The 16,429-nt window shown below is 66.0% G+C and carries 29 protein-coding genes; 28 read left to right on the forward strand and 1 reads right to left on the reverse strand.

Translation table 11 applies throughout. The features are described from left to right. The 3 genes from Q7S93_RS17670 to Q7S93_RS17680 form a co-directional block, all read left to right on the forward strand. On the forward strand, positions 1 to 570 hold a 570-nt coding region (locus Q7S93_RS17670; RefSeq protein ID WP_304715920.1), incomplete at its 5' end, for an EF-Tu/IF-2/RF-3 family GTPase. A gap of 195 nt (positions 571 to 765) precedes the next feature. Next, positions 766 to 1,353, forward strand: a complete 588-nt coding sequence (locus Q7S93_RS17675) for an MmyB family transcriptional regulator (RefSeq protein ID WP_304715922.1) — start codon at positions 766 to 768, stop codon at positions 1,351 to 1,353. 237 nt (positions 1,354 to 1,590) lie between these two features. After that, positions 1,591 to 2,436, forward strand: a complete 846-nt coding sequence (locus tag Q7S93_RS17680; RefSeq protein ID WP_304715926.1) for a GIN domain-containing protein — start codon at positions 1,591 to 1,593, stop codon at positions 2,434 to 2,436. 360 nt (positions 2,437 to 2,796) lie between these two features. On the opposite strand, the gene Q7S93_RS17685 is transcribed toward Q7S93_RS17680, so the two are convergent. After that, positions 2,797 to 3,552, reverse strand: a complete 756-nt coding sequence (locus Q7S93_RS17685) for an outer membrane protein (protein ID WP_304715928.1) — start codon at positions 3,550 to 3,552, stop codon at positions 2,797 to 2,799. Between the two features lie 491 nt (positions 3,553 to 4,043). On the opposite strand from Q7S93_RS17685, the gene rpsJ reads away from it, so the two are divergent. The 25 genes from rpsJ to Q7S93_RS17810 all read left to right on the forward strand — a co-directional run. After that, positions 4,044 to 4,352 carry a 30S ribosomal protein S10 gene (rpsJ, locus tag Q7S93_RS17690; protein ID WP_004616952.1) on the forward strand — a complete coding sequence of 103 codons (309 nt, stop codon included), beginning with the start codon at positions 4,044 to 4,046 and terminating at the stop codon, positions 4,350 to 4,352. Between the two features lie 12 nt (positions 4,353 to 4,364). Beyond that, positions 4,365 to 5,111 carry a 50S ribosomal protein L3 gene (gene rplC / locus Q7S93_RS17695; RefSeq protein ID WP_304715931.1) on the forward strand — a complete coding sequence of 249 codons (747 nt, stop codon included), beginning with the start codon at positions 4,365 to 4,367 and terminating at the stop codon, positions 5,109 to 5,111. Beyond that, positions 5,111 to 5,749: a 50S ribosomal protein L4 gene (rplD, locus tag Q7S93_RS17700; RefSeq protein WP_304715932.1), complete on the forward strand. Its 639-nt coding sequence runs from the start codon at positions 5,111 to 5,113 to the stop codon at positions 5,747 to 5,749. The genes rplC and rplD overlap by 1 nt, the downstream gene beginning before the upstream one ends. Continuing rightward, on the forward strand, positions 5,749 to 6,048 hold the full coding sequence (locus Q7S93_RS17705; protein ID WP_304715933.1) for a 50S ribosomal protein L23: 300 nt from the start codon (positions 5,749 to 5,751) through the stop codon (positions 6,046 to 6,048). The genes rplD and Q7S93_RS17705 overlap by 1 nt, the downstream gene beginning before the upstream one ends. Before the next feature lie 4 nt (positions 6,049 to 6,052). After that, the gene (gene rplB, locus Q7S93_RS17710; protein ID WP_304715934.1) at positions 6,053 to 6,889 is read left to right on the forward strand and encodes a 50S ribosomal protein L2; all 837 of its coding nucleotides are present in this window, start codon (positions 6,053 to 6,055) and stop codon (positions 6,887 to 6,889) included. 3 nt (positions 6,890 to 6,892) lie between these two features. Continuing rightward, positions 6,893 to 7,171 (forward strand): 30S ribosomal protein S19, encoded by a 279-nt coding sequence (gene rpsS, locus Q7S93_RS17715; protein ID WP_296567612.1) that lies wholly within the window; start codon positions 6,893 to 6,895, stop codon positions 7,169 to 7,171. Between the two features lie 2 nt (positions 7,172 to 7,173). Next, positions 7,174 to 7,554 carry a 50S ribosomal protein L22 gene (gene rplV / locus Q7S93_RS17720; RefSeq protein ID WP_304715935.1) on the forward strand — a complete coding sequence of 127 codons (381 nt, stop codon included), beginning with the start codon at positions 7,174 to 7,176 and terminating at the stop codon, positions 7,552 to 7,554. Further along, positions 7,554 to 8,306 (forward strand): 30S ribosomal protein S3, encoded by a 753-nt coding sequence (gene rpsC / locus Q7S93_RS17725; RefSeq protein ID WP_304715936.1) that lies wholly within the window; start codon positions 7,554 to 7,556, stop codon positions 8,304 to 8,306. Before rplV ends, rpsC begins: the two co-directional genes overlap by 1 nt. A 12-nt stretch (positions 8,307 to 8,318) precedes the next feature. Further along, positions 8,319 to 8,747 carry a 50S ribosomal protein L16 gene (gene rplP / locus Q7S93_RS17730; protein ID WP_293319370.1) on the forward strand — a complete coding sequence of 143 codons (429 nt, stop codon included), beginning with the start codon at positions 8,319 to 8,321 and terminating at the stop codon, positions 8,745 to 8,747. Further along, the gene (gene rpmC, locus Q7S93_RS17735) at positions 8,747 to 8,941 is read left to right on the forward strand and encodes a 50S ribosomal protein L29 (RefSeq protein ID WP_304715937.1); all 195 of its coding nucleotides are present in this window, start codon (positions 8,747 to 8,749) and stop codon (positions 8,939 to 8,941) included. The genes rplP and rpmC overlap by 1 nt, the downstream gene beginning before the upstream one ends. A gap of 11 nt (positions 8,942 to 8,952) precedes the next feature. Further along, positions 8,953 to 9,204 carry a 30S ribosomal protein S17 gene (gene rpsQ, locus Q7S93_RS17740; RefSeq protein WP_304715938.1) on the forward strand — a complete coding sequence of 84 codons (252 nt, stop codon included), beginning with the start codon at positions 8,953 to 8,955 and terminating at the stop codon, positions 9,202 to 9,204. 16 nt (positions 9,205 to 9,220) lie between these two features. Continuing rightward, positions 9,221 to 9,589 carry a 50S ribosomal protein L14 gene (rplN, locus tag Q7S93_RS17745; protein WP_056018090.1) on the forward strand — a complete coding sequence of 123 codons (369 nt, stop codon included), beginning with the start codon at positions 9,221 to 9,223 and terminating at the stop codon, positions 9,587 to 9,589. Beyond that, positions 9,589 to 9,903 carry a 50S ribosomal protein L24 gene (gene rplX / locus Q7S93_RS17750; RefSeq protein ID WP_304715939.1) on the forward strand — a complete coding sequence of 105 codons (315 nt, stop codon included), beginning with the start codon at positions 9,589 to 9,591 and terminating at the stop codon, positions 9,901 to 9,903. Before rplN ends, rplX begins: the two co-directional genes overlap by 1 nt. Further along, entirely contained in the window at positions 9,896 to 10,453 is a 558-nt protein-coding gene (gene rplE, locus Q7S93_RS17755; protein WP_304715940.1) for a 50S ribosomal protein L5, read from the forward strand. The genes rplX and rplE overlap by 8 nt, the downstream gene beginning before the upstream one ends. Positions 10,454 to 10,474: 21 nt before the next feature. Continuing rightward, on the forward strand, positions 10,475 to 10,780 hold the full coding sequence (gene rpsN, locus Q7S93_RS17760; RefSeq protein ID WP_304715941.1) for a 30S ribosomal protein S14: 306 nt from the start codon (positions 10,475 to 10,477) through the stop codon (positions 10,778 to 10,780). 9 nt (positions 10,781 to 10,789) lie between these two features. Continuing rightward, positions 10,790 to 11,185, forward strand: coding sequence for a 30S ribosomal protein S8 (gene rpsH / locus Q7S93_RS17765; RefSeq protein ID WP_293319349.1), 396 nt, complete (start codon positions 10,790 to 10,792; stop codon positions 11,183 to 11,185). Between the two features lies 1 nt (position 11,186). Then, the gene (rplF, locus tag Q7S93_RS17770) at positions 11,187 to 11,720 is read left to right on the forward strand and encodes a 50S ribosomal protein L6 (protein WP_304715942.1); all 534 of its coding nucleotides are present in this window, start codon (positions 11,187 to 11,189) and stop codon (positions 11,718 to 11,720) included. A gap of 3 nt (positions 11,721 to 11,723) precedes the next feature. Further along, a complete protein-coding gene (gene rplR, locus Q7S93_RS17775; protein ID WP_293319345.1) occupies positions 11,724 to 12,080 on the forward strand; it encodes a 50S ribosomal protein L18 in 357 nt (118 codons plus the stop codon). Positions 12,081 to 12,090: 10 nt separating this feature from the next. Next, positions 12,091 to 12,702 (forward strand): 30S ribosomal protein S5, encoded by a 612-nt coding sequence (gene rpsE / locus Q7S93_RS17780; protein ID WP_304715945.1) that lies wholly within the window; start codon positions 12,091 to 12,093, stop codon positions 12,700 to 12,702. Between the two features lie 5 nt (positions 12,703 to 12,707). Continuing rightward, a complete protein-coding gene (rpmD, locus tag Q7S93_RS17785; protein ID WP_304715947.1) occupies positions 12,708 to 12,887 on the forward strand; it encodes a 50S ribosomal protein L30 in 180 nt (59 codons plus the stop codon). Between the two features lie 98 nt (positions 12,888 to 12,985). Next, positions 12,986 to 13,471 carry a 50S ribosomal protein L15 gene (gene rplO, locus Q7S93_RS17790; RefSeq protein WP_304715948.1) on the forward strand — a complete coding sequence of 162 codons (486 nt, stop codon included), beginning with the start codon at positions 12,986 to 12,988 and terminating at the stop codon, positions 13,469 to 13,471. A gap of 165 nt (positions 13,472 to 13,636) precedes the next feature. Next, complete coding sequence (gene secY / locus Q7S93_RS17795) at positions 13,637 to 14,989, forward strand: preprotein translocase subunit SecY (protein ID WP_304715949.1); 1,353 nt, start codon at positions 13,637 to 13,639, stop codon at positions 14,987 to 14,989. Between the two features lie 58 nt (positions 14,990 to 15,047). Next, positions 15,048 to 15,620 (forward strand): adenylate kinase, encoded by a 573-nt coding sequence (locus Q7S93_RS17800; RefSeq protein WP_304715950.1) that lies wholly within the window; start codon positions 15,048 to 15,050, stop codon positions 15,618 to 15,620. A gap of 217 nt (positions 15,621 to 15,837) precedes the next feature. Further along, positions 15,838 to 16,206 (forward strand): 30S ribosomal protein S13, encoded by a 369-nt coding sequence (gene rpsM, locus Q7S93_RS17805; protein ID WP_304715951.1) that lies wholly within the window; start codon positions 15,838 to 15,840, stop codon positions 16,204 to 16,206. Between the two features lie 12 nt (positions 16,207 to 16,218). Next, positions 16,219 to 16,429: small ribosomal subunit protein uS11 (locus Q7S93_RS17810; protein WP_304715952.1), on the forward strand; the 211-nt coding region annotated here is incomplete at its 3' end.

Below are 16,429 nucleotides of genomic sequence, written 5' to 3' on the forward strand. Positions count from 1 at the left end.
CCGGTGGACCTGCCGTTCCTGATGCCGGTGGAAGACGTGTTCTCGATCTCGGGCCGCGGCACGGTGGTCACGGGCCGGATCGAAAAGGGCATCGTCAAGGTCGGCGAGGAAGTCGAGTTCGTCGGCATCCGTCCGGTCCAGAAGACGGTCTGCACGGGCGTGGAAATGTTCCGCAAGCTGCTTGACCAGGGCCAGGCGGGCGACAACGTCGGCGTGCTGCTGCGCGGCACCAAGCGTGAAGACGTCGAGCGCGGCCAGGTGCTGTGCAAGCCCGGCTCGATCACGCCGCACACCAAGTTCACGGCCGAGGCCTACATCCTGACCAAGGACGAAGGTGGCCGTCACACGCCGTTCTTCACCAACTACCGGCCGCAGTTCTACTTCCGCACGACCGACGTCACAGGCATCATCAAGCTGAAGGAAGGCGTGGAAATGATCATGCCGGGCGACAACGCCGAACTGGACGTGGAGCTGATCACCCCGATCGCCATGGACCAGGGCCTGCGCTTCGCCATCCGCGAAGGCGGCCGCACGGTCGGCGCCGGCGTCGTGGCCAAGATCGTCGAGTAGCGCTTCCCTGCGTGGTTCGACACGCGCTTCGCGCTGCTCACCATGACGTGCACTTGAGTACGTCATCCTGAGCAGGCCCAAAGGGCCGTGTCGAAGGACGCAAACCAGGATCAGGCCCTCCGGTGGAAACGCCGGGGGGCTTTTTCTTTGGCCGGCCGGGCGAAACGGGCCAGTCTTGCGCCTGGAGAAACGCCGGTGAACGACGCCCCTGTATATAAAGAGACCGATCTCGCCGCCCCCGCGATGGCCCAGGCGCGGCGGGCGATCACCTTGATCCTGTCCCGGCATGAGCCCTGGCCGGCCTTCGTCATCGACCGGGACTGGACCGTGCTGGCCGCCAACGACGCGGGTCAGCGGTTGGTCCGGCTGATGCTCGGCGAGAGCCGCGTGGCCCGGCCGATGAACCTCATGCGGCTGTTCCTGGCCCCCGACGAACTGCGCCCCCACGTCATGAACTGGCCGGCCTTCGCGGGCGCGATGTTGCGCCGGGCGTCCATCGAGGCGGCGGCCGCGCCGGACGACGCTGGTCTGCAGGGCGCCTGGAGCGATCTGCTGGCCCTGCCGGACGTCGCCGGCCTGCTGATGGCCGACCCCGCGCTGTCGCCCGAGCCGCTGTGCGAGGTCCGCTTCGCCTCGCAACAGCGCGAACTGGGCCTGATCCCGACCACCGTCGCCTTCGCCACGCCTGGCGAGCCGCTGCTGGCGGCCCTGCGCATCGAGGCCTTCCTGCCGTCGGACGATGAGTCTGAGGCGTTGTTGCTCGCGCTTGCGGGCGGAGAATAGGGGCTAGGGACTAGGGATTAGGGACTAGTAAGGATTCTGCGGCGTGGCCGGGGATTGCCTAGCCCCTAGCCCCTAGCCCCTAGCCCCTAGCCCCTAGCCCCTAGCCCCTAGCCCCTAGCTCCTAGCCCCTCACCGCCACCCACATGACCTCCCTGTCATGACCTCGAATTAAGCTGCCTCGCGCCGTCCGCGCGCCTAGCGTCCCGCCATCATCACGCATTGAGGGGAGACAATCCGATGCGCGCGTTTCTGACAGTCGGCGTCGCGACCGCGGCGCTTCTGGGGGCCACCGCCGCCCAGGCCGCTTCCGTGGAGATCAAGGATGCGGTCGCCCGCGTCGTGGTCATTCCCGAGGACCGGGCCGACGTGAAGGTCGAGTTCCTGACCACCAGCACGGGCCTGCCGCTGACGGTCCGCGCCGAGGGCGACAAGACCGTCATCGACGGCGACCTGAGTCGGGGCGCCATCCGCAACTGCCGCACCTTCAACGGCCAGACCAGCGTCTCGGTGCGCGGCAAGACCTTCGGCTGGGACGCCCTGCCGCAGGTGGTGGTCCGCGTTCCGATGGACGCCAGGGTCGCCGGCGGCGGCGCGGTGTTCGGCAGCATCGGCCGCACCAGCAGCCTGACCCTGTCCAACGCCGGCTGCGGCGACTGGACGGTCGGCAATGTCGCCGGCGAGCTGACCATCAACCAGGCCGGCTCGGGCGACACCACGGTCGGCGAGGCCGGCAAGACCTCGATCAACATCGCCGGCTCCGGCGACGTGGCCACGGCTGCCATCGGCGCCCTGTCGGTCAGCATCGCCGGATCTGGCGACGTCAACGCGGCCTCGGTCTCCGGTCCGGTTTCGGTCAACATCATGGGCTCCGGCGACGTGACGGTTCGCGGCGGCAAGGTCGGGGCGGTGGACGTGTCGATCGCCGGCTCGGGCGACGTGGTCGTCATGGCCCCGGCCGAGAGCGTCAGCGCCAGGATCGCCGGCTCCGGCGACGTGCGGGTGACCAGCGTGTCGGGCTCGGTGAGCAGGAAGGTCGCCGGCTCGGGCGAGGTGATCGTCGGCCCGATCGACGACGACGAATAGGTCGAGGCCCCCCGAACAGGGGATACGTCGCCGGCCGCGCCTGCCTAGGGTGGCGCCGTGCGGAACTCCCCCGGCCGGCTCGTGTGGTCGTCGTTCACGAGCGGGCCGGGCGCGGGTTTGCCCGCCTCCGGTCGGCGCTGTCCCTCCAAGGGCGCCGCCCGGCAGGAGTTCCGCCACCCTGGGGTCCAGATAGCGTGAAGCCCCGGAGCATTCGGCTCCGGGGCTTCTTTTACGACGCCGCCTGACCGGGGGAGGAACAGGGCGCGGCGTTGTCAGAAACGCGACAACTCAACCTGAACGATTTCGCCGGAACCGCCTTGTCCTGAATCGAACGCCAGGGCGGCGGTTCCGGCGAGCCGTCTACTGCAGGCCGCCGAACAGCGCCTGGGCGCCGGCCAGGTCGGCGCCGGAGCGGTCGCGGGCCCGAAGGTCGCCGCCAAAGCCGAACCGCACGCCGATCTTCACGGTGTCGGCGGTCAGGTCCAGGTCATTGGCCTCGGTGCGGTCGTAGCCGCCGAAGACGCTCCAGTTGGTCCCGGCGAACTGGTATTCGCCGCCCGCGCCGATGGTCCACAGGTCGGCGTCGCCGCCCGAGCCGTCGATCCGCGCCACGCCCACGCCGCCGTTGATGCGGAAGGTGTCGCTGACGAAGTAGCGCACGTCGCCGCGCGCGCCCCACAGGTCGGCGTCGATGCCATCGACCTTACCGTAACCGGCCGTGCCGACCAGCGTCACGTCGCCGAGGTGCTTCTGGGCCACGCCGCCGACGGCCCAGAGGGTCTCGCCGCCGGTCTCGCCGGCGCCGACAAAGCCGCCGGCGCGCCAGTCGGAGCCGGCATAGGTCAGGGCCAGGTCGCCCGACGCGACGGTGTCGTCGTTCAGGCCATCGTCGGTGGAGACCACCGCGGCGCCCAGGGTCACGGTCCAGTTGGAGGCGGTCGGCAGGGCGACCGAGCCGTCGAGCGCGTAGCTGTCGCCCTCGGCGTCGATCGGGCCGATGTCGATGTTGGTGTGGGCGGCCGACAGGCCCACCGAGCCAACGGGCTCGGCGGCGAAGGCGGGCGCGGAAACGGCGGCCGCCGCAAGCGCGGCGGTGACGAACAGATGGAGTTTCATAGGTGGGTATCCCCTTGTTTGACGAACCGCCGGCGTCTTCGGCCGGTCGGGGAGGGGGCATCTATTTGCGCGCCCGCGCCGTCGCAAGGGTTGCGGTCGAAGATGACTTCGAATTAATCGCGGCCGCCTTTCAGCCTTTCTGATCACCCCCGCGGACCCGGCCCGCGGGCGAGGTGGTGGACGAAATGCTTTCGCGGCCCTTGCCCGCTTGACCTTTCCGAGTCGCTGCCGTAATACCCGCCGCTCTGTTGGACCGGCAGTGCACTTCGGTGCAGACGCGGCCCGCGGAACGAACCGACCTATGGCTTTCCATCAAAGGAAAATCGCGGTCGGGGAGCAGGTCCTCGCGGATGTCCGCCTGGACCACTTTCGTTTTTGCGGACTAGCGTGTCCGACCCATCTCCTCGGGGATGACGTCGGGTTGGTCTTTGAAATGGTCTGAAGCACGCGGGCGCCGCCCTTTTGGGAGCCCTTTGGGAAACACGAGCGATATGGATCGTCAGAACATCCGCATCCGGCTCAAGGCCTTCGATCATCGCGTGCTGGATCATTCCACCCGCGAGATCGTGAACACGGCCAAGCGCACGGGCGCCACCGTCAGGGGGCCGATCCCCCTGCCCACGCTCATCGAGAAATTCACCGTCAACCGCTCGCCGCACGTCGACAAGAAGTCGCGCGAGCAGTTCGAGATCCGCACCCACAAGCGCGTGCTGGATATCGTCGACCCCACCCCGCAGACCGTGGACGCGCTCATGAAGCTCGACCTGTCCGCTGGCGTGGACGTCGAGATCAAGCTCTAAGGGGACCAGCCGATGCGTACCGGCGTGATCGCCAAGAAGCTGGGCATGGCGCGCTTTTTCGATGAAAGCGGCGTCCATGTTCCCGTCACCGTCCTGAGCCTTGAAGGCTGTCAGGTCGTGGCGCACCGCACCCAGGAGAAGGACGGCTATGTCGCCCTTCAGCTCGGGGCGGGCTTCAAGAAGGCCAAGAACACCACCAAGGCCCTGCGCGGCCACTTCGCCAAGGGTGAAGTGGAACCCAAGCGCACGCTCGGTGAATTCCGTGTGTCTGAAGACAACCTGATCGATGTGGGCGCTGAGATGAGCGCCGAGCACTTCGTCCCCGGCCAGAAGGTCGATGTGACGGGGACCACCATCGGTAAGGGGTTCGCCGGCGCCATGAAGCGCTGGAACTTCGGCGGCATGCGCGCCACCCACGGCGTGTCGGTGTCCCACCGGGCCCACGGCTCGACGGGTCAGCGCCAGGATCCCGGCAAGACGTTCAAGGGCAAGAAGATGGCCGGCCACTACGGGGTCGAGACCGTCACCACCCTGAACCTGACCGTCTGGCGGGTCGACGCCGAGCGGAACCTGATCATGGTCAAGGGCGCGGTCCCCGGTTCTGAGGGCTCCTTTGTCAAGATCCGCGACGCGGTGAAGTCCGCTCTGCCGGCCGACGCCCCCAAGCCGGGCGGCGTTCGCAAGTCCGGCGAACAGGCGTCCGCGCCTGTCGCGGAAGAAGCTCCGGCTGAAGCGCCGGCTGCCGAGGGCCAGGAATAATGAAGCTCGACGTCATTAAGCTCGACGGCGGCAAGGGCGGTTCGATCGACCTGTCCGACGCCATCTTCGGCATCGAAGACATCCGCGGCGACATCCTCCAGCGGGTCGTGACCTGGCAGCTCGCCAAGCGTCGCGCCGGCACGCACAAGATCCAGGTGCGTAACGAGGTCTCTCGCACTGGCAAGAAGATGTACAAGCAGAAGGGCACCGGCGGCGCCCGTCACGGCTCGCGCCGGGCGGCCCAGTTCGTCGGCGGCGCCAAGGCCCACGGTCCCGTGGTCCGCAGCCACGCCTTCGACCTGCCCAAGAAGATCCGGACGATGGCCCTGCGCCACGCCCTGTCCTCTAAGGCCAAGGCCGGCGCCCTGGTGGTGCTGGACTCCGTGGTCCTGTCCGAGGCCAAGACGGCCGGTCTGCGCGCCAACTTCGCCAAGCTCGGCCTGACCAATGCTCTGGTCATCGCCGGCCCCGAGGTTGACGGCAACTTCCGCCTGGCCGCCCGCAACATCCCCAATGTGGACGTGCTGCCGAACGCCGGCCTGAACGTCTACGACGTGCTGCGTCGCCACACCCTGGTCCTGACCAAGGATGCGGTGGACGCGATCAATGCGCGTTTTGCTGAGAAGGAAGCTGCGTGATGGCTGAGCCGACCGCCCGCCACTACGACACCGTCCTCGCTCCGGTGATCACCGAAAAGGCGACCCTGCTCTCGGAGCAGAACAAGGTCGTCTTCCGGGTCGCCGCCGATGCGTCGAAGGACGAGATCGCCGCCGCCGTTGAATCGCTCTTCAAGGTCAATGTGACCAAGGTCAACACCCTGAACGTCAAGGGTAAGACCAAGCGTTTCCGCGGCATCACCGGTCGTCGTTCCGACGTCAAGAAAGCCATCGTGACGCTGGCCGAAGGCCAGTCGATCGACATTACGACGGGGCTCTGATCCGATGGCCTTGAAACAATTCAACCCGACTTCGCCTGGCCGTCGCGGCCTGGTGCTGGTCGACAAGTCCGAGCTCCACAAGGGCCGCCCTGAGAAGTCCCTCGTCGAGGGTCTGACCAAGTCCGGCGGTCGTGGCGGCGGTGGCCGTATCGCGGTCCGCTTCCGCGGCGGCGGCGCCAAGCGCCTGTACCGCAAGGTGGACTTCAAGCGTCGCAAGTTCGACGTGGTCGGCGTGGTCGAGCGTCTCGAATACGACCCCAACCGCACCGCCTTCATCGCCCTGGTGAAGTATGCCGACGGCGAGCTGGCCTACATCCTGGCCCCGCAGCGCCTGAAGGCCGGCGATGAGGTGATCGCCGCCGAGAAGGCCGACGTGAAGCCGGGCAACGCCATGCCCCTTCGCGCCATGCCCATCGGCACGATCATCCACAATATCGAGCTGAAGCCGCTGAAGGGCGGGCAGGTGGCCCGTTCGGCCGGCGCCTACGCCCAGCTGGTCGGCCGCGACGCCGGCTACGCCCAGATCCGCCTGAACTCGGGCGAGCTGCGCATGGTCCAGGATAGCTGCATGGCCACGGTCGGCGCCGTCTCGAACCAGGACCATATGAACGAGGTCCTCGGCAAGGCTGGCCGCTCGCGTCACAAGGGTCGTCGTCCGCACGTCCGCGGCGTCGCCATGAACCCGATCGACCACCCGCACGGCGGTGGTGAAGGCCGGACCTCCGGCGGTCGTCACCCTGTGACGCCGTGGGGCAAGCCGACCAAGGGGCGCAAGACCCGTACCAACAAGACGACGGACAAGTTCATCATCCGTTCGCGCCATGCTCGGAAGGCCCGCTAAGTCATGACCCGCTCCGTCTGGAAAGGTCCGTTCGTCGACGGATACCTGCTCAAGAAGGCCGAAGCCGCTCAAAGCTCCGGCCGCAAGGACACGATCAAGACCTGGTCGCGTCGCTCCACCATCATGCCGCAGTTCGTCGGCCTGACCTTCGGCGTCCACAACGGCCACAAGCATGTGCCGGTCCTGGTCTCTGAAGAGATGGTCGGCATGAAGTTCGGCGAGTTCGCTCCCACCCGGTATTTCCCGGGTCACGCGGCCGACAAGAAGGCCAAGAGGAAGTAGTCATGGCCAAGCAAGCGAAAGCGCGCCGCCTGGCGTCCGTCGAGGCCATGGCCAAGGTGCGGACCCTGCGGATCAGCCCTCAGAAGCTGAACCTGGTGGCCCAGTCGATCCGTGGCCTCAAGGTCCAGCAGGCGCTGAACGAGCTCGAATTCAGCCACAAGCGCATCGCTCGCGATGTCCGCAAGGCGCTGTATTCGGCCGTTTCCAACGCCGAGAACAACCACAACCTCGACATCGACACCCTGGTCGTCGCCGAGGCCTTCGTGGGCAAGAACCTGGTGATGAAGCGCTTCCATGCCCGTGCGCGTGGCCGCGCCTCGCGGGTCGAGAAGCCCTTCTCCGAGATCACCATCGTGGTCCGCGAACTTGGTGAGGCTGCCTGATGGGCCAGAAAATCAATCCGGTCGGGCTTCGCCTCGGCATCAACCGCACCTGGGACAGCCGCTGGTTCGCCGACGGCCGTGACTATGGGCGTCTGCTGCATGAAGACCTGAAGATCCGCAAGGAACTGAAGAAGCGTATCGGCCAGGCCGGCGTTTCGCGGATCATCATCGAGCGTCCGCACAAGAAGTGCCGCATCACCATCTATGCGGCGCGTCCTGGCGTGATCATCGGCAAGAAGGGCGCCGATATCGACAAGCTCCGCAAGGACCTGTCGGCCCTGACCGATGGCGACGTTCACCTGAACATCGTCGAAATCCGCAAGCCGGAAACCGACGCCCAGCTGGTGGCCGAGAACATCGCCCAGCAGCTCGAGCGCCGGATCGCCTTCCGCCGCGCCATGAAGCGCTCGATGCAGTCGGCCATGCGCCTGGGCGCCAAGGGCGTCCGCATCAACGTTTCGGGCCGTCTCGGCGGCGCGGAAATCGCGCGGATGGAATGGTATCGCGAAGGTCGCGTGCCGCTTCACACCCTGCGTGCGGACATCGACTACGGTTTCGCCGAAGCCAAGACCACCTACGGCATCATTGGCGTGAAGGTCTGGGTGTTCAAAGGCGAAGTGCTCGAGCACGACCCCATGGCTCTGGATAAGCGCCTGGCCACCGAGTCCGGTCCGGCCGGCGAGGGCGGTGGCCGTGGTGATCGTGGTGATCGTGGCCCGCGCCGCGACCGCCGCGACCAGGCTGGCGCGTAAGGATTAGTAGTCATGCTGTCTCCTAAGAAGACCAAGTTTCGGAAGCAGTTCAAAGGGCGCATCCATGGTGCGGCCAAGGGCGGTTTCACGCTGAACTTCGGCTCGTACGGCCTGAAGTCCCTCGAGCCGGAACGCGTCACCGCGCGCCAGATCGAAGCGGCGCGTCGGGCGATCACCCGCCAGATGAAGCGTCAGGGCCGCGTCTGGATCCGGATCTTCCCGGACCTGCCGGTCACCGACAAGCCGGCCGAAGTGCGGATGGGTAAGGGCAAGGGTTCGGTCGAGTACTGGGCCGCGCGCGTTCACCCCGGCCGCATCATGTTCGAAATCGACGGCGTGCCGGACGATATCGCCCGTGAAGCCCTGCGCCTCGGCGCAGCCAAGCTGCCGGTGAAGACCCGCATCGTCACCCGCATCGATCCTATCGCGGAGCACGCGTGATGAAAGCTGCCGACGTCCGGGGGATGACCCCCGACCAGATCGCCGACTCGCTGCTGAACCTTAAGAAGGAGCAGTTCAACCTGCGCTTCCAGGCGGCGACCGGCCAGGTGGAGAAGACCCACCGAGTCAACGAGATCCGCAAGGATATCGCCCGGCTGAAGACCATCCTGCGCGGCAAGCAGGCCTCGGCCTAAGGAGACCATTGATGCCGAAACGAATTCTTGAAGGCGTGGTCGTCTCCGACAAGGGCGACAAGACCATTGTCGTAAAAGTCGAGCGCACCATCCTGCACCCGGTGCTGAAGAAGATTGTCCGTCGCTCGAAGCGCTATCACGCGCACGACGAGGGCAATGTGTACAAGACGGGCGAACGCGCACGCATCATCGAGTGTGCGCCGAAGTCGAAGCTTAAGACCTGGGAGGCTCTGCCCAAGCAGACCGCCCAGTCAACGACGTGAGAAAGGGTCTCATCCGATGATCCAGATGCAGACTAACCTCGAAGTCGCCGACAATTCCGGCGCGCGTCGTGTGATGTGCATCAAGGTGCTGGGCGGCGCCGGACGGCGCTATGCCGGCGTTGGCGACAAGATCGTCGTCTCCGTGAAGGAAGCCATTCCCCGCGGGCGCGTGAAGAAGGGCGACGTGCTGCAGGCCATCGTGGTCCGCACCTCTTCGGCCATCAAGCGCAAGGACGGTTCGGTCATCCGCTTCGACAAGAACGCCGCGGTGATCGTGAACAAGCAAAGCGAGCCGATCGGCACGCGGATCTTCGGCCCGGTTCCCCGTGAACTGCGCGCCAAGAACCACATGAAGATCATCTCGCTCGCTCCTGAGGTGCTGTGATGGCCGCGAAGATCAAGAAGGGCGACCGCGTCGTCGTCCTGACCGGCAAGGACAAGGGCCGTCAGGGCTCCGTCGTCCGCGTGATGCCGAAAGAGGAACGCGTCGTGGTGGAAGGCCTGAACATGGTTCAGCGTCACACCCGCCCGACGCAGGGCGATCCCCAGGGCGGGATCAAGAACAAGGAAGCGCCGCTTCACGTCTCGAACGTGGCCATCATCGACTCCAACGGCAAGCCGACCCGCGTCGGCTTCAAGGTGGATGGCGATAAGAAGGTTCGCGTCGCCAAGACGACCGGCGAGGTTATCAATGGCTGATCAGGCTTACGAACCCCGGCTGAAAACCGAGTATCGCCAGCGCATCCGCGCAGCGATGAAGGAACAGTTCGGCTACACCAACGAGATGCAGATCCCCAAGCTGGACAAGATCGTCCTGAACATGGGCGTCGGCGAAGCGGTGGCCGACAGCAAGAAGATCCAGTCGGCGATCACCGACCTGACCAAGATCGCCGGTCAGAAGCCCGCGCCCACCCGCGCCCGCCAGTCCATCGCCGGCTTCAAGCTGCGCGAGAACATGGTGATCGGGGCCAAGGTGACCCTGCGCAAGGACCGGATGTACGAGTTCCTCGACCGCCTCGTGACCATCGCCCTTCCGCGGGTGAAGGATTTCCGCGGCCTGAAGCCGACCTCGTTCGACGGCTATGGCAACTACGCCATGGGCCTGAAGGAGCACCTGGTGTTCCCCGAGATCAACTATGACCAGATCGATCAGATCTGGGGCATGGACATCATTGTCTGTACGACTGCGAAAACCGACGACGAAGCCCGTCAGCTTCTCCGGGAATTCCAGTTCCCGTTCAACGCTTAGGAACGGGAGAGGATAGAAGACATGGCCAAGAAAAGCGCAGTCAACCGCAACGAGAGGGTCAAGGCCCTCGTCAAGCAATACGCCGAAAAGCGCGCCGCGCTGAAGGCGATCGCCAATGACGAAAGCCTGCCCCTGGAGGAGCGTTTCGAGGCTCGGCTCAAGCTCGCCGAACTGCCCCGGAACTCGTCCAAGGTGCGGATTCGCAACCGTTGCGACGTCACCGGCCGCCCGCGCGGCTATTATCGCAAGCTGAGGATGAGCCGTATCGCGCTTCGCGATCTGGGCTCGTCGGGGCAGATCCCCGGCCTCGTTAAGTCGAGCTGGTAGGAGGGTCCAATGGTGAACGACCCCATCGGCGATCTGATCGCCCGCATCAAGAACGCCGCCATGCGTGGCCGCAGCAAGGTCTCCACACCGGCCTCGAAGATGCGCGCGCGCGTCCTCGACGTGCTGGCCGAGGAAGGCTACATCCGCGGCTACCAGCTGGTGCAGAAGCCAGGCGCCTTCCCGGAGTTCGAGATCGAACTCAAGTACTTCGACGGCGCGCCGGTGATCGTTGAGATCCGTCGCGTGTCCAAGCCGGGCCGCCGCGTCTATTCGTCGATCAAGGACCTGAAGCCGATCAAGAACGGCCTCGGGATCTCGATCCTGTCGACGCCCAAGGGCGTCATGTCCGACACCGCCGCCCGCGACGCTAATGTGGGTGGTGAAGTGCTCTGCAGGGTCTACTGATATGTCGCGTATCGGAAAGAAGACGGTTCCCGTCCCGAACGGCGTGCAGGTGACGATCGCCGGTCAGACGGTCAAGGTGAAGGGCCCCAAGGGGGAGCTTTCCTGGACGGTGGCCGAAGAGATCGAAATCCGCCAGGAAGACGGCGAACTGGTTCTCGCCAAGAAGGTGGAGACCACCCGCGCCCAGTCCATGTGGGGTCTGTCCCGCACCCTGGTGGCCAATATGGTCACCGGCGTCACCGACGGCTATGAGCGCACGCTCGAGCTGGTCGGGGTGGGCTATCGCGCCGCGATGAAGGGCCAGATGCTGTCCATGCAACTGGGCTTCAGCCACGACGTGGAAATCGAGGCTCCGGCCGGCGTTACCTTCGCCACGCCGAAGCAGACCGAAGTGAAGATCAGCGGCATCGACAAGCAGCTGGTCGGCGAGACCGCCGCCCGTATTCGCCGTATCCGTCCGCCGGAGCCCTACAAGGGCAAGGGTGTCCGCTACGCCGGCGAAAAGGTCCGGCGCAAGGAAGGCAAGAAGAAGTAAGCCATGGCGCTCTCTCCTCGTGACACCTCCAAGCGCCGCGCCGAGCGGAATCGCCGGCGCCTCCGCGCTCTCTCCAACGGTCGCCCGCGTCTGTCGGTCTTCCGTTCGGACAAGAACATCTATGCCCAGGTCATCGACGATGAACGCGGCGTGACCCTGGCTGCGGCGTCGTCGCTGGAAGGCGACAAGCCGGCCAAGGGCTCCGACAAGGACGCCGCGGCTCGCGTCGGCGCCCTGGTCGCCCAGCGCGCCATCGAAAAGGGCGTCAAGGACGTCGTCTTCGATCGCGGCGGCTACATTTTTCACGGCCGGATCAAGGCGCTGGCCGATGCCGCGCGTGAAGCCGGCTTGAACTTCTAGGGGTAAGCGAATGGCTCGTGGAAACGAACGCGGCGGCGGTGATCGCCGGGACCGCAATCGCGGTAACCCCGCGGACGACCGCGCCGACAGCGACATCGTCGAAAAGCTGGTGCACATCAACCGCGTCGCGGCGACCGTTAAGGGGGGCCGTCGGTTCTCCTTCGCCGCCCTGATGGTGGTGGGCGATCAGAAGGGCCGGGTCGGCTTTGGTCATGGCAAGGCGCGTGAAGTGCCTGAGGCCATCCGCAAGGCCACCGAAGAGGCCAAGAAGTCGATGATCCGTGTGCCGCTGCGCGAAAGCCGCACCCTGCACCACGACGGCAACGGCCGTTGGGGCGCGGGCAAGGTCATGGTCCGCGCGGCGCCTCCCGGCACCGGCGTGATCGCTGGCGGCCCGATGCGCGCGGTTCTGGAAACCCTGGGCGTCCAGGACGTGGTCGGCAAGTCGGTCGGTTCGTCCAACCCCTACAACATGGTGCGCGCCACCTTCGAGGCCCTCAAGGCCCAGGCTTCGCCCCGCCAGGTGGCGGCCAAGCGTGGCAAGAAGGTCAGTGATGTCATCGGCCGCCGTTCCGACGGCGCCTCGGCCGAGTCCACTGTCGCCGCCGACGTCGAAGGATAAGCGACATGGCCAAGATCACTGTTCGTCAAAAGGCGAGCCCGATCCGCCGGGCCAAGGACCAGCGCGCCACCCTGGTGGGCCTGGGCCTGAACCGCGTGGGCCGGATCGCCACCCTGGACGACACCCCGTCGATCCGGGGCATGATCCGCAAGGTTCAGCACATGGTTGAGGTGGTGGAGGGCTAGGCCTTCCACCCCGATCCTGACCCCGCCTGGCGGGGTCTTCTTTTTCAAGCCGAGTCGGGGCGAAGGCCCCGGCGATAGATCTCGCTGGAGAGGCGCACATGACCAAGCTTAATGAACTTTCCCCCCGCGAAGGCTCCGTAAAGGGCCGTATGCGCGTGGGTCGCGGCCCGGGTTCGGGCAAGGGCAAGACCGGCGGCCGCGGCGTCAAGGGCCAGAAGTCCCGGACCGGCGTCTCCATCGCCGGCTTCGAAGGCGGCCAGATGCCGCTGCACATGCGCATGCCCAAGCGCGGCTTCAATGTTCACCGCGCGAAGGACTTCGCCGAGGTGAACCTGTGGCGCCTGGAGCAGGCCATCGCGGCCGGCAAGCTGGACGCCAAGACCGCCATCGACGCCAAGGCCCTGGTGGCCGCCGGCGTCCTGCGTCGCGAGAAGGACGGCGTCCGTCTCCTCGGCAAGGGCGAGATCAAGTCCAAGATCGACATCACCGTCTATTCCGCCTCCGCCTCGGCCATCGCCGCGGTGGAAAAGGCGGGCGGCTCGGTGACCACCACGCGTCCGCAGGCCGAAGCCGCCGAAGGCTAGGCCCACGGGCGTCCAGGGCGCCCTTGTCCTGGCCCGCCATCGTCGTCATCTGTGATGGCGACGACGGGCCGGGCAGGGCGCTTTCATCGCATCACCGGCCCTGGCCGGATGACATGCGCCCGGGCCTCCCCTATGTGTGACCGGTTCTTAGACGCGGGGATCTAAATGGCTTCGGCCGCCGAACAACTCGCAGCCAATCTCAACTTCGGCGCCTTCCAGAAGGCGACGGAGCTGCACAAGCGGATCGGGTTCACCCTTCTGGCGATGATCGTCTATCGCCTGGGGACCTATATTCCGATCCCGGGCATCGACCCGATCGCCTTCGCCCAGGCCTTCGAGGGCCAGGCCAGCGGCATTCTGGGCATGTTCAACATGTTTTCCGGCGGCGCCGTGGAACGTATGGCGATCTTCGCCCTGAACGTGATGCCCTACATCTCGGCCTCGATCATCGTTCAGCTGCTCGGCGCGGTCTATCCGCCCTGGGAGAAGCTGCGGAAAGAGGGCGGCGAGGCCGGGCGCAAGACGCTCAACCAGTACACCCGCTATCTGACCGTCGTGCTGGCCGTGTTCCAGTCCTTCGGCATCGCCATGGGGCTGTCGGCCAGCCAGGGGCTGGTCCAGAGCCCCGGACCCTTCTTCATCGTCTCCACCGTGGTCACCCTGACCGGCGGCACGCTCTTCCTCATGTGGCTGGGCGAGCAGATCACCAGCCGCGGGGTTGGCAACGGCATCTCGCTGATCATCTTCGCCGGCATCGTCGCGGTCCTGCCGCGGGGCATCTGGCAGATGTTCTCCATGACCCGCACCGGGGCCCTGTCGGGCGTCGGCATGCTGCTGATCATGGCCATCGCCATCGCCGTGGTCATCGCCATCGTCTTCATGGAGCGCTCGCAGCGCCGCCTGCTGGTCCAGTATCCCAAGCGCCAGCAGGGCAACCGCATGGTCGGCGGCGACACCTCCTTCCTGCCGCTGAAGATCAACACCGCCGGCGTCATTCCGCCGATCTTCGCCTCGAGCCTGCTGCTCCTGCCGACCACGGTGATGGGCTTCCTGGCGACGGCCGACCTGCCGCCCTGGGCCCAGTGGCTGCCGGGCACGGTGGGCGCGCTGCAGCACGGCCAGCCGCTGTTCATGCTGCTGTACGGCGCCCTGATCGTCTTCTTCTGCTTCTTCTACACCTCGATCGTGTTCAATCCGGACGATACGGCGGAGAACCTTCGCAAGTACGGGGGCTTCCTGCCGGGGATCCGGCCGGGCCGGAGGACGGCGGAGTACCTGGACTATGTCCTCACCCGCCTGACGGTGATCGGGGCGGCCTACATCACCATTGTCTGTCTGCTGCCCGAGGCGCTGATCGGTTTCTACAACGCGCCCTTCTATCTCGGGGGCACGTCGATCCTCATCGTGGTGACGGTCACCATGGACACCGTGACCCAGATCCAATCTCATTTGCTCGCCCACCAGTACGAAGGCCTCATCAAGAAGTCGAAGCTGCGGGGCGGCCGCGGGCGATCCTGAACGGGGATCGCTCGCTATACGCCGCGCCATTTCCGGCCGGCGGGGGAGGGTATTTGAAATGAATTTGATTCTGTTCGGCCCGCCGGCGGCGGGGAAGGGGACTCAGGCCAAGCGGCTGGTGGCGGAGAAGGGCATGGTCCAGCTCTCCACCGGCGACATGCTGCGGGCCGCCATCGCTTCAGGTTCTGATCTCGGCAAACAGGTCGAGGGAATCCTGCAGCGGGGCGACCTCGTGTCCGACGAGATCGTCATCGCCATGATCGAAGAGCGCCTGCCCGAGGCCGAGAAGGCCGGCGGCGCCATCTTCGACGGCTTTCCGCGGACCCTGGCCCAGGCTAAGGCGCTGGACGCCATGCTCGAAGGCCGGGGCGCCAAGATTGACTTGGTCATCCGACTCAAGGTTGACGACCAGGCTCTGATGGACCGGATCGCCGGCCGCTACGCCGAGACCGCCCGCCCCGACGACAATCCCGAGAGCTTCAAGGTTCGCCTTGGGGCCTATAACGACCAGACCGCCCCCCTGCTGCCCTACTACCAGGACCAGAACAAGCTGGTGGAAGTGGACGGCATGGGATCGATCGAGTCGGTGGCCCAGGCCATCGACGGCGCCATGACGGCCCCGCGCCCCTAGCGCGGGACCCCACGGCGCCACCCCGAAGACCCCGGAAAGTCCCGGAGTCTTCACCTTCGCCCAACGGGATGGCCAGAAATGTGCCATTCCGCCATTGACGGAAACGCAACGATCCATATAACGGGGCGCTTCCGCGAAAGGGCGCGAAGGACGTGCGGCTCATCCTGTTGAGCCGGGCGCCGTTCGCGCATCTCTGCGTGACCAGGAGATTACCCCAGTGGCCCGCATCGCAGGCGTCAACATTCCTACGAACAAGCGCGTCGTGATCGCGCTGCAGTACATCCACGGCATCGGCCAGGCCAAGGCCGCCGAGATCGTTCAGAAGGTCGGACTCGAGCCCGCGCGGCGCGTGAACCAACTGTCGGACGCCGAGGTCCTGCAAATCCGTGAGACCATCGACCGCGACTATATCGTCGAGGGCGACCTTCGTCGCGAGACGGCGGTCAGCATCAAGCGTCTGATGGACCTGGCCTGCTATCGCGGCCTGCGTCACCGTAAGGGCCTGCCGGTCCGCGGCCAGCGCACCCACACGAACGCTCGGACCCGCAAGGGCCCGGCCAAGCCGATCGCCGGCAAGAAGAAGTAAGAAAGCTAGTCGATGGCCAAGGAACCGGCGCGCGTTAAACGTCGCGAACGCAAGAACATCACCTCGGGCGTGGCGCACGTGAACGCCTCGTTCAACAACACCATGATCACGATCACCGCTGCGCAGGGGAACACCATCTCCTGGTCGTCGGCCGGGATGATGGGGTTCAAGGGGTCGCGTAAGTCGACCCCCTACGCCGCCCAGATGGCCGCCGAGGACGCCG

The organism is Phenylobacterium sp. (assembly GCF_030646615.1).
GTDB lineage: Bacteria > Pseudomonadota > Alphaproteobacteria > Caulobacterales > Caulobacteraceae > Phenylobacterium.